The organism is Niveispirillum sp. FG156 (assembly GCF_057809555.1).
Genome location: NZ_JBMDKE010000009.1, coordinates 1 through 11745, shown reverse-complemented (window position 1 = coordinate 11745; position 11745 = coordinate 1). Strand labels below are relative to the sequence as shown.

The following is an 11745-nucleotide window of genomic DNA, read 5'->3' as shown; positions in this document are numbered from 1 at the left end:
ACATGATGATACCTCTTAAAGGTGAAGTTCTTTCCAGAAACCATAATACACATTCAGGGTGGAATAATATGCCCAGGTTCCACTTTATCCACGCCGCCGACATTCATCTGGACAGTCCCCTGCATGGGCTGGCCCGTTATGAAGGGGTGCCGGTCGACGAGGTGCGGGGCGCCACTCGCGCCGCCTTCGACAATCTGATCCAGCGCGCCTGTGACGAGGCGGTGGATTTCATGCTGATCGCCGGCGATATGTTCGATGGCGACTGGAAGGATATGGGTACCGGCCTCTATTTCGCCCGCGCCATGGCAAAGCTGGCCGCCGCCGATATCCTGGTCTATCTGCTGGCCGGCAACCATGATGCGGCATCCGTCCTGACCCGGCAATTGCCCTGGCCGGACAATGTGCATCTGTTCAATGCCCGCCGACCGCAGACCCATGTGATCGAACGTCTGAGCGTCGCCGTCCACGGACAGAGCTTCGCCAATGCCCAGGTGCTGGACAATCTGGCCGCCTCCTACCCGGTCGCACTGGAGAACCATTTCAATATCGGCCTGCTGCACACGGCCCTGACGGGGCATGAGGGCCACGCCCCCTACGCGCCCTGTACCGTTCAGGACCTGACCGCCAAGGGCTATGATTACTGGGCGCTGGGCCATGTGCATGAACAGGCGGTGCTGGGCGAACGTCCGCATATCGTCTATCCCGGCAATCTCCAAGGCCGCCATATCCGCGAGACAGGAGCGAAGGGGGCCGTCCTGGTGGAGGTGCAGGACCGCATGGTCGTCGGGCTGGACCATATCCCGCTGGACGTCGTGCGCTGGGCACAGGTGGAGGTGGATTGCACCGACGCCCAGACCCTGGACGATGTGAATACCGCCACACGCGCCGCCCTGGCCCACCATCACGCACGGCAATCGGATGGCCGCGCCATGATCGCCCGTGTCACCCTGACCGGACACACGCCACTGGCCGGGCTGCTGCGCGATCGGGAAATGGCGCTGCGTGACGAGGTGCGGGCGCTGGCCACCGCCGTCGCACCTGACCTGTGGATCGAGAAACTGCGCGTGGCTGCCAGCCCACCGCCCGCCGCCGCATCCGAAACGATGGCCGCCGATGACTTCCTGGCTCTGCTGGCGGCGGCAGCGGTCGATCCCGATCTGGCCGATGCCCTATCCTGCGACCTGCGCCCCTTCCTGGCCGACGCCGCCAAGGCGCTGGAGGAACAGGGGGACGGCCCCGCCGCCCTGGCGGCGCGCGGCGACTGGACGGCCCTTCTTTCCATTGCCGGCACCGCGCTGAATGCCCGGCTGGCCGGGGCGGAGGCACCCTGATGCGCTTTTCGGAACTGCACCTGGAACGCTATGGGCGCTTCGAGGATCACCGCCTGCGCCTGACCGCCGGCCCGGCTGATTTCCACATCCTCTATGGCCCGAACGAGGCGGGCAAATCCACGACCCTTGCCGCCGTGTCCGACCTGCTGTTCGGTATCCCGCAGCGTAGCCCCTACAATTTTCGCTTCGACTATAACCTGATGCGGATCGGGGCCGTACTGGAGGAGGATGGGCAAAGCCTGCATTGCCGCCGCCGCAAGACCAAGGATAAAAGCCTGATCGACGCGGATGAGCAGCCCATCAACGAGGGGAAGCTGGCCGCCCTGCTGCACGGCCTGACCCGCGATACGTTCAGCGTCGGTTTCAGCCTGGATCAGAGCCGGTTGCGCGCCGGTGGAGAGGCCATGGTCAAGGCCAATGACGATCTGGGCCAGGCCCTGTTCGCCGCCGGTTCCGGCCTGACGGACATCGCGGCATTGCAGGCGGCGCTGGTGGATGAAGAGGACGCCATCTGGGGTCCCCGCGCTGCCGCACGCCGAACCTTCACCATCGCCGAACGCCAGTATGAGGAAAGCCAGCGCAGCCTGAAGGCGCATCTGCTGCGACCGAAGGAATGGTCGGACGCCAGCGCCGCCGTCACCCGCCGTGAACAGGAACTGGCAGCCCTGAAGCAGCGGCAGGCGTCACTGTCCGCCGAACGGCAGGTGGTGGAACGGCTGCGCCGCATCGGCCCCATCCTGCAGCAGCGCGCGGCCCTGCTGACGGAAATCGCCGGGCAGAAAGCCGCACCCGGCTTCACCTCGCTGGAGGAGGAGCGCGCCGAGGCGGCCCTGGCCGCACTCGCCAAGGCGGATGCTGACCGCCTCGTCGCGGAGAAACTGCGTGATGAGGCGGTGGAGAAGCTGAAGACCCTGGCGCCCGACGCCATCACCGATCTGGCCGACAGGATCGCGGCCCTGATCGAACGGCGCGGCGCTGTCACCAAGGCGGCGGATGATTTTCACCGGCTGGAAACGGAGCGGGACGCCATGGCGGTGGAGATCGCGGCCCTGCGGGTTGCCCTGTCCATGCAGGGCGACCCGCCAGCCGCCGCGATGACTGCCCGCCTGCGTGCCATCGCCACCCGTCATGCCAATGCCGAGGCTGGCCGGCGGGCGCATGCAGACTCCTTGACCGACCCGCGTAGCAAGGTGAAGACCCTGCGCCAGGAGCTGGCCGACGCGCCCCTGGCGGAAGGTCTGGGCCTGCTGCGCGCCGCCACCGCCCGCGCCCATGGCCTAGGCGACGATTTTGACGGGCGCTGCGCTGAAAACCTTGGTGCCGCCCAACGGGCGGAACAGGAAGCGGTCATCGCACTGGAACGGCTGTCCCCCTGGCAGGGTGATGCCGGCACGCTGGCACGGCTGCAAACCCTGGCCGAACCGGAAATCCAGGGGGCCCTGGAACAATGGCAGCAACTGGATGCCGCGACCACCGCAGAACAGCAGGAATGTCGCCGCCTGGATGAGGCGATGGAGCGGACCCGCGCCGACCGCGCCCGGCTGGCGGATGCGGGCCAGGCCGTGGCGGTGGATGAAATCCTCAACGCCCGCGCCACACGCGATACACTGTGGCGCAGCATTGAGGACCATCTGCGCCAGCCGTCCCAGCCCGTCCCTTCCACCGATGCCTTCACCAGCGCCGTAAGCAGCGCCGACACTTTGGCCGACCGGCGGTTCGACAACGCCGAGGCGTCGGCCAGACTGACCCTGCTGGATGGGGAACTGGCCGCCTTGTCCTTGCAGCGCGAACAGGCGGCCCGACGGCTTGCCGATGCGCAAACCGGGATGGAGACAGCGAAGGGCGAATGGTCCGACCGGCTTTTGGCGTCCCACCTACCCATGCTGGACCCCGTTCGGCTGCGCCATTGGCAGGGCTTGCGGGCGGAAGCCCTGGACAGGCATCAGACCGCCCAGGAGATCAGGCGGCTGGCGACACGCGATCTCGAACGCCGGTCACAGGCCATCGACCTGCTGCGCGAGACGATGGCGTCACAGCCGCCCGCCGCCGACCGGCTGGCCCCCATCCTGGCCCTGGCGGAGCGGGAAAAGGAACAGGGCGAGAGGCTGGAAGCCGCCTTCACGGAAAAGCAGGCCACGCTTTCCAGCCTGGAGGATCAGATCGCCCGGACCGAACAATTGCTGGAACAGGACCGGCGGCAGGCCGAGCGCGCCCTGGCTGAATGGATGGCGGAACCGGCAGCGGCGGGCATCACGCCTGATCCCGACCTAATCGGCGACTTCCTGTCCCGCATTGATACGCTGCGCGCCAAGCTGGAGGAATTGGCGGGCCATGAGAAGCGCATCCAGGGAATTGGCCGCGACCGGCAGCATTTCACCGACGATGTCATGGCCCTGGCGGCAAAGGCCGGCGCCGATGCCGATCTCGACCCGTCCAGAACACTGGATGTGCTGCGCACCCGGCTGACCCAGGCCCAGGCTGTGGCCCAGGCCCTGACGGCACTGACCCTGGAACGCGACCGGCGGCAGATGGAACTAGACGCGGCGGACACGGCAAGGCGCAAGGCGCTGGTCACCCTGGCCCCCTTGCTGGCACAGGCCGGGATGGAGGATCCTGCGGCCCTGCCCGCCCTGATCGATGCCTCCCGCTGTCGCCGGACGCTGCAGGCCAGACTGGCGGAGACGGAGCGGCAAGCCCTGGCCAATGGCGACGGGCATGCCCTGGCCGACCTGATCGCCACGTGGGAAAGCAGTGATCCGGACCAGACGGCGGCCCGCGGCCCGGAACTGGAACAGGTGCAGGCCGAATTGACCGAAAGCCTGTCAGCGGCAGCCGATGCGCTGGGGGAGGCACGGCGGGCCTTCGCCATGCTGAACGACCGACCGGGCAGCGCCCCTGCCGATGCCGCGGACGCGGAGGCGGCACTGGCGGAGATGGGTGCACTGGCCGATGCCTATGTCCTGAAACGGGCGCAGGCGCTGATGCTGCGCTGGGCCATGGATCGCTATCGGGAACGGCGGCAGGGCCCGCTGCTGCGCCGGGCCTGCGACCTGTTCAGCACCCTGACCTTGGGCCGGTTCAGCGGGTTGCGGATCGATTATGAAACCGCGACACCCCGTCTTCTTGGGCTGCGCGACGATGGCGCCACCCTGGTCCCCATCGACGGGATGAGCGAGGGGACGACCGACCAGCTGTTCCTGGCCCTGCGGCTGGCCGCCGTCGAACAATCCATCGCGGCCGGCGTGCGGGTGCCGTTCCTGGCCGATGATCTGTTCGTGAATTTCGATGATGATCGCTCAATGGCGGGCCTGCGCGTGCTGGCCGAACTGGCCCGCTCTACCCAGGTGCTGTTCTTCACCCACCACGCCCATCTCTGCGACCTGGGCCGGGAAGCACTGGGGACTGGCGGTTTGTCGGAATATCAGCTGGCATGACGCCCACCCAGCCCCAAAAAGCAAAGGGGCGGCCCCAAGGGACCGCCCGCATTTGGTGCGCACGGGAACAAGCCCGGCGCGTGTTAACGGATGGACCGCAAATCCCTATCGGCTAAAACAGTAGATCAGGTCATCACAGTTTCAATGGTGATTTATCTCTCTCAGGTTGTCAATGCCTGATACTTATGGCCAGATAAAATCTCGTAAAAAGAGAAAATTATCAGGGATTATTACAGCATGTGCCGTCGCCGTTACCGCCTTGCTCTCGATATCGGCGTCACCTCCATCGGCTGGTGCGCCATTGAGTTGAATGAGCGTGGCGAGCCGTGCGGCATCCTGCGGTTGGGCGTGCGGGTGTTTCCGGAGGGGCGGGACCCACAGAAGGGCACCAGTCTGGCCGTGGACCGGCGTGTGGCGCGGCAGGCGCGGCGGCGGCGGGACCGGTTTCTGCAACGGCAGAAGCGCCTGATCGCAGCCCTGGTCGATACCGGCCTGTTCCCCGCCGATCGGCAGGAACGAAAGGCGCTGGAACGGCTTGATCCCTATGCCCTGCGCGCGGCCGCCGCCACGCCGTCGGCCCTGTCCGCCCATGAACTGGGCCGGGCCCTGTTCCACCTGAATCAGCGGCGTGGCTTCCGCTCCACCCGCCGCCCCGGCGGGGAGGTGGATGCGGCGGAAGAAGGCAAGATCAAGACCGGCATCAATGCCTTGCAGGCCCAGATCGATGCATCGGGCCTGCCCAGCCTGGGCGCCTGGCTGGCCGCACGGCACGCCGCCAAGGAACCGGTACGCGCCCGCCTGTCCGGCACGGGCGCCAAGGCCAACTATGATTTCTACCCCTCGCGCGAACTGGCACAGGCGGAGTTCGACAGGATCAGGGAGTGTCAGGCCTCCCACCACCCCTCCATCATGCCGGAACAATGGGATCGTATCCGGGGCGTCATCTTCCATCAGCGGAAATTGCGTCCTGTCGATCCCGGCAAATGCGTACTGGTTAAGGGGGAGGACCGCGCGCCCTGGGCCCTGCCCTTGGCGCAGCGCTTCCGCATCCTGCAGGAGGTGAACAATCTGCGCATCCTGCGGGAGGATTTCAGCAAGGAGCCCCTGCCCCCCGCCGCACGCAGGGCGATGCTGACCGCCCTGATGACCAATAAGGACCGGGAGTTCAAGCATCTGCTAAAGGTGGCCAAGCTGCCGGCTGAGACCAAGCTGAATTTGCAGGACGAGAAGAGGGAGAAGCTGAACGGTGACGGCACTACCGCCGCCCTGGGCGACAAAAAACGTTTCGGCCCCCTCTGGCGCGCCCTGCCGCCTGAAACCCAGGCCGAGGTGGTCGCCCGCCTTCTGGATGAGAATGCAGAGGCCGAGGATCTGGTGCCCTGGCTTCAGGAACGGTTCGGCTTGTCGGTAGAGGCGGCAGGAGCCGTGGCGGCGGCCAGCCTGCCCGATGGCCATTGCCGCCTCTCCGTCGCCGCCCTGTCGCGGATCGTGCCGGAGATGGAAAAGGGTCTGCGCTATGACGAGGCGGTGCTGGCAGCCGGCTATGACCATCATTCCGACCTGCGGGGCGAGGGGGAGGGGCTGGACAAGCTGCCCTTCTATTGCGAGGTGCCCTCCCTGGAACGGTTCCTGTCCTTTGGCAGCGGCAAAGACAAGGACATCGAAAAGGACCCGTTCCGCCGCATCGGTCGCATCGCCAACCCCACGGTCCATATCGGCCTGAACCAGATCCGCACCGTCGTGAACGACATCATCCTGGAATATGGCAAGCCGGAAGGTATCGTCGTGGAACTGGCCCGCGACCTGTCGCAATCGGCGGAGGACCGCCGCAAGAAGCAGAGGGAGCAGGCGGAAAATCAGAAGAACAATGATCGCCGGCGCAAGCAGCTGCGTGAGTTGGGTGTGGAGCCGACACCTGACATGGTGATGCGCCTGCGCCTGTGGGAGGAACTGCCCTTTGACGGCGTGATGCGCAAATGCGTCTACACGGGCGAGAATATCAGCGTCCACCGCCTGCTGTTCGAGGATGTGGATATCGACCATATCCTGCCCTACAGCCGCACCCTGGATGATGGGGCCGGCAACCGCATCGTCTGTCTGCGCCGTGCCAACCGCGACAAGCGGAACCTGTCCCCGGTGGAGGCGTTCAGCCACTCCCCGACCGGCTATGACTGGGCGGAAATCCAGGCGCGGGCCGCGATGCTGCCGCCCAACCGCCGCTGGCGCTTTGCCACCGACGCCATGGAACGGTTCGACAATCAGGAACGGTTCCTGGACCGACACCTGAACGACACCCGCTACCTGTCGCGCGTGGCCCGCCTGTACCTGTCCTGCCTGTATCATGAAAAGCAGGAAGGCACGTTGCGGGTGCGCGCCGTGCCCGGCACCCTGGTCGGGCTGTTGCGCCGCAAATGGGGCCTGAATGAACTACTGTCGGTCAACGGGCACAAGAACCGCGACGACCACCGCCACCACGCGCTTGACGCCGCGATCATCGCCATTATCGATCAAGGTACCATCCAGATGGTCCAGCGGGCCGCCAAACAGGCCGCCGATCAGCATCTGGACCGGCTGCTGGACGACCTCTCCCCCCGCTACAACTGGTTTCGCTCTGACTTGGAAGACCGGCTGGGCCGCATCGTCGTGTCGGTGAAACCCGATCATGGCATCGCGGGCCGCCTGCATGAGGATACGGCCTATGGCATCATCAACCAGCCGGACAAATGGCGCGGTCATACCCTGGTCTATCGCAAGCCGCTGGGCAGCCTGACGGCGGGAGAGGTGGAGCGCATCCGCGACGCCGCCCTGTGCGAGACCTTGAAGGCCCATATCGCGGCGGAGGTGCTGGCCGGCAACGACATCAAGGCGGCGCTGGACAGCTTCCGCAACCGCGAAGACCATCCCTGGACCGGCCTGCGCCATGTCCGCCTGACCAAGCCGGAGGCCAGCTTCGAACGGATCGGCCACCGCCGAACGGGTATTCCCTACAAGGCGGTTGTGCCGGGGGAAAATCTATGCGTCGATATCGTGGCCGATGCCAAGGGCCGCTGGACAGGCCGCGCCGTCACCCTGTTCGATGCCAACCGTCAGGCGCGGGCCCATGGTGGCGGCACCCTGCCCCCGCCCGGCCCCGATGTCGTCATGTGGCTCTATAAGGGCGACATGCTGCGCCTGGATGTGGAGCGGCCCGACGGCAGCCAGGGGCAGCAGGTGATGCGTGTGCATATCCTGGAACTGTCCGCCGGCCGCATCCGTCTGGCCCCGCATAACGAGGGCGGCAAGCTTCAGGAGCGCCATGACCGCACGGCCAAGGGCGGGGACCATTTTCGCTGGTCCATTGTCGCCTTCGACGTGTTGCGCAAACGTCATGCGCGCAAGGTGGTGGTGACACCGTCGGGCCGCCTGCGCGACCCCGGCCCGCATCCGGGGATATAAGCCATGCCGGGGCGGGTGGTGGAGATTTCGACCGATGGTCTTCACCTCGCCGTCCTGCGCGGTTTCCTGCTGGTGAAGGACGGGGATGGAGAGCGAGGTCGCATCCCGCTCGACGATATCGACGCTGTCATCGCCAGCGCCCATGGCCTGACATTCTCCGCCAATCTCCTGCAAGCCCTTGCCGACCGCAACGTGCCTTTCGTGGTGTGCGGTCCCAATCACATGCCGGTGTCTTTGATGCTGCCCGTAGCGGGGCATCATGCCCAGACCGGTCGTGTCCGTGCCCAGATCGCCGCCCCGCTTCCCCTGACCAAGCGGCTGTGGCAAGGACTGGTCCAGGCCAAGATCCGTAATCAGGGGGCGGCCCTGGCCCATCAGGGTGTGCCGTCGGGTGCCTTCACCACCCTGGCACGGCAGGTGCGCTCCGGCGACCCGGCCAATATGGAGGCACAGGCGGCGCGGCGATACTGGCCTCTGTTGATGGGACCGGACTTTCGGCGGGATACCGAAGCGGGCGGCACCAACGCCCTGCTCAATTACGGTTACGCCATCCTGCGCAGCGGGGCGGCGCGCGCCGTGGTCGCGGCGGGTCTGCACCCCTCCATCGGTATCCACCATTCCAACAAGGGCAATCCCATGGCTCTGGTGGACGACGTGATGGAACCGTTCCGCCCGCTGGTTGATCTGGCCGTGCTGCGCCTGATCCGCCGCGGCGTGGCGGAGGTGACAGCCGACGCCAAGCGTGACCTGGCCGCCATCCTGATCCAAGATCTTACAACGACCCGCGGCACTACACCCTTATCGACCTGCCTGCACCGGCTGGCCACCTCCCTGGCGGACAGTTACCAGACGGGGGAACCGCGACTCGACCTCCCCCTCTCCCCCCTGCCCCTTGACCTCGCCGCCGGTCCGGGCCGGCCGATGGAGGACGATGATGGCGCTGACTGGATATCGGATCATGTGGATGATGGTGCTGTTTGACCTTCCGGTCAAAACCAAGATCCAACGCCGGAACGCCACCCGCTTCCGGCAGTTTCTACTGGACCAAGGCTTTGAAATGGCGCAATTTTCCGTCTATCTACGCTGGTGTACCGGCAAGGAGCAGGTCGACGCCACCACCAAACGCATCGCCGGTCAGGTTCCCGCCAAGGGCAGCGTCCAGATCGTCACCATCACCGATCGCCAGTATCAGAATGTGACCTGCTTCGACAACAGAACAAAAAGAAAACCACGCGAGAATCCCGCGCAACTGGCCTTGTTTTAGGGGGTGCCATGATACGGGAACAAGATAGAGAAAACCCTGAAACAATCTTATTTTTCAATAAGTTGCCTCAGGGTTCAGTTTAGCCGATAGGGATTTGCGGTCCAGCCGCAACACTCCGGACAGAACGGCAGCATTCGGTACCAGTTTAGCCGATAGGGATTTGCGGTCCAGCCGCAACTGGCTGGCGCTCAACAATACCACCACCATAAGTTTAGCCGATAGGGATTTGCGGTCCAGCCGCAACCTGCGACGAGGTTCTGGCCAAGGTTACCGAAGTTTAGCCGATAGGGATTTGCGGTCCAGCCGCAACGCGGTCGCAAAAGGTATTCCGCGCGCCTTGAGTTTAGCCGATAGGGATTTGCGGTCCAGCCGCAACAGCTTTGATCAGGCGCAGGTAACTCTTCCGAGTTTAGCCGATAGGGATTTGCGGTCCAGCCGCAACTGAGTGAGGGTGCTCGCGTCTATTTCGGGGAGTTTAGCCGATAGGGATTTGCGGTCCAGCCGCAACTGTATCTGTTGGCGATGAATATCCGGCGCGAGTTTAGCCGATAGGGATTTGCGGTCCAGCCGCAACACCGCAATACCAGACGGGCGCCATCCCCTTAGTTTAGCCGATAGGGATTTGCGGTCCAGCCGCAACCGGACTTTGCCAACCCCCTTGTCATCCCCTAGTTTAGCCGATAGGGATTTGCGGTCCAGCCGCAACTTCGCGCGGCACGGCCAGCCGTTCGGCCATAGTTTAGCCGATAGGGATTTGCGGTCCAGCCGCAACCGGGCTTGTTAGGGGTTTTCACGGCGGGTTAGTTTAGCCGATAGGGATTTGCGGTCCAGCCGCAACCAAATTGCTGCGTAACCTCGTCCGCCTTTAGTTTAGCCGATAGGGATTTGCGGTCCAGCCGCAACTCCGGCGGGCGTGCCTATTACTGGGATGGAAGTTTAGCCGATAGGGATTTGCGGTCCAGCCGCAACCGTCACCGTGCGCGGCCTGAATGATCGTGAGTTTAGCCGATAGGGATTTGCGGTCCAGCCGCAACCAAAAGAGCGCCCTACAACGTAAGCACTGGAGTTTAGCCGATAGGGATTTGCGGTCCAGCCGCAACAGCAATGGCGACCGCGTCATGGTTGACCGCAGTTTAGCCGATAGGGATTTGCGGTCCAGCCGCAACTTGTCTATCCAACGGTACGCCGCATCGACGAGTTTAGCCGATAGGGATTTGCGGTCCAGCCGCAACGGGCGCCTCAGCAATCACCTCCGGCGCGCCAGTTTAGCCGATAGGGATTTGCGGTCCAGCCGCAACGTGTTGGGTAGCGGGTTTACTTTTGGACTAAGTTTAGCCGATAGGGATTTGCGGTCCAGCCGCAACGGCGGATGGATCACCCGCAAGAGGCCCATCAGTTTAGCCGATAGGGATTTGCGGTCCAGCCGCAACACGATGCGCAGTACGCTTTTCCCGCCCCCGAGTTTAGCCGATAGGGATTTGCGGTCCAGCCGCAACTGGATGAACCGCTTGTTGTAGCGACGCTGGAGTTTAGCCGATAGGGATTTGCGGTCCAGCCGCAACGGCGATGGGCCGGCGTAGGAGCCGACATAAAGTTTAGCCGATAGGGATTTGCGGTCCAGCCGCAACTAAAGTGCCAGCTTGAGAAACCAACCCTGAAGTTTAGCCGATAGGGATTTGCGGTCCAGCCGCAACATGTTCTGGCGGCATCCGCGCGTCGGCATCAGTTTAGCCGATAGGGATTTGCGGTCCAGCCGCAACCGGCAGGGTGCGCGGCGGGCGCGGCTGTTGAGTTTAGCCGATAGGGATTTGCGGTCCAGCCGCAACCCGCACTGCGGGGGCGTGATTGATGAATACAGTTTAGCCGATAGGGATTTGCGGTCCAGCCGCAACGGCGCTACGCGGTGCGTGTTCTGCCGGGGCAGTTTAGCCGATAGGGATTTGCGGTCCAGCCGCAACTGGTCTGCTGCGGTCATGGTAACCCCTCACAGTTTAGCCGATAGGGATTTGCGGTCCAGCCGCAACCGGATTTGTTGCTCATCCCATAGCGCATTGGAGTTTAGCCGATAGGGATTTGCGGTCCAGCCGCAACTGAAGATGACGACGCTGTGCCACTGCGTCCAGTTTAGCCGATAGGGATTTGCGGTCCAGCCGCAACTATCTGCGACGAATTCTTTGCCACGGATCGAGTTTAGCCGATAGGGATTTGCGGTCCAGCCGCAACGTGCTAGTGCATTGACTCATTGAAGAGATGCAGGGGTGCATCGGAGTTTTTCGAGAAT

General features: G+C 64.2%; 5 protein-coding genes and 1 CRISPR repeat array. All 5 genes read left to right on the top strand.

Annotated features, from left to right (window positions below; translation table 11 throughout):
- Positions 1 to 68: 68 nt before the first annotated feature.
- The 5 genes from ACODSP_RS07205 (at position 69) to cas2 (ending at position 9464) form a co-directional block, all read left to right on the top strand.
- Positions 69 to 1331: a metallophosphoesterase family protein gene (locus ACODSP_RS07205; RefSeq protein ID WP_488964945.1), complete on the top strand. Its 1263-nt coding sequence runs from the start codon at positions 69 to 71 to the stop codon at positions 1329 to 1331.
- A complete protein-coding gene (locus ACODSP_RS07200) occupies positions 1331 to 4765 on the top strand; it encodes an ATP-binding protein (RefSeq protein ID WP_488964944.1) in 3435 nt (1144 codons plus the stop codon). Before ACODSP_RS07205 ends, ACODSP_RS07200 begins: the two co-directional genes overlap by 1 nt.
- A gap of 237 nt (positions 4766 to 5002) precedes the next feature.
- Positions 5003 to 8200: a type II CRISPR RNA-guided endonuclease Cas9 gene (gene cas9, locus ACODSP_RS07195; protein ID WP_488964943.1), complete on the top strand. Its 3198-nt coding sequence runs from the start codon at positions 5003 to 5005 to the stop codon at positions 8198 to 8200.
- A gap of 3 nt (positions 8201 to 8203) precedes the next feature.
- On the top strand, positions 8204 to 9181 hold the full coding sequence (gene cas1 / locus ACODSP_RS07190) for a type II CRISPR-associated endonuclease Cas1 (protein WP_488964942.1): 978 nt from the start codon (positions 8204 to 8206) through the stop codon (positions 9179 to 9181).
- On the top strand, positions 9165 to 9464 hold the full coding sequence (gene cas2, locus ACODSP_RS07185; RefSeq protein WP_488964941.1) for a CRISPR-associated endonuclease Cas2: 300 nt from the start codon (positions 9165 to 9167) through the stop codon (positions 9462 to 9464). Before cas1 ends, cas2 begins: the two co-directional genes overlap by 17 nt.
- A gap of 76 nt (positions 9465 to 9540) precedes the next feature.
- A CRISPR array of direct repeats spans positions 9541 to 11687; the repeat unit is 36 nt; unit sequence AGTTTAGCCGATAGGGATTTGCGGTCCAGCCGCAAC.
- Positions 11688 to 11745: the final 58 nt, after the last annotated feature.

Coding starts and splice junctions, on each gene's coding strand:
- ACODSP_RS07205 (WP_488964945.1), top strand. CDS start 69: ATGCCCAGGTTCCACTTTATCCACGCCGCCGACATTCATCTGGACAGT.
- ACODSP_RS07200 (WP_488964944.1), top strand. CDS start 1,331: ATGCGCTTTTCGGAACTGCACCTGGAACGCTATGGGCGCTTCGAGGAT.
- cas9 (WP_488964943.1), top strand. CDS start 5,003: ATGTGCCGTCGCCGTTACCGCCTTGCTCTCGATATCGGCGTCACCTCC.
- cas1 (WP_488964942.1), top strand. CDS start 8,204: ATGCCGGGGCGGGTGGTGGAGATTTCGACCGATGGTCTTCACCTCGCC.
- cas2 (WP_488964941.1), top strand. CDS start 9,165: ATGATGGTGCTGTTTGACCTTCCGGTCAAAACCAAGATCCAACGCCGG.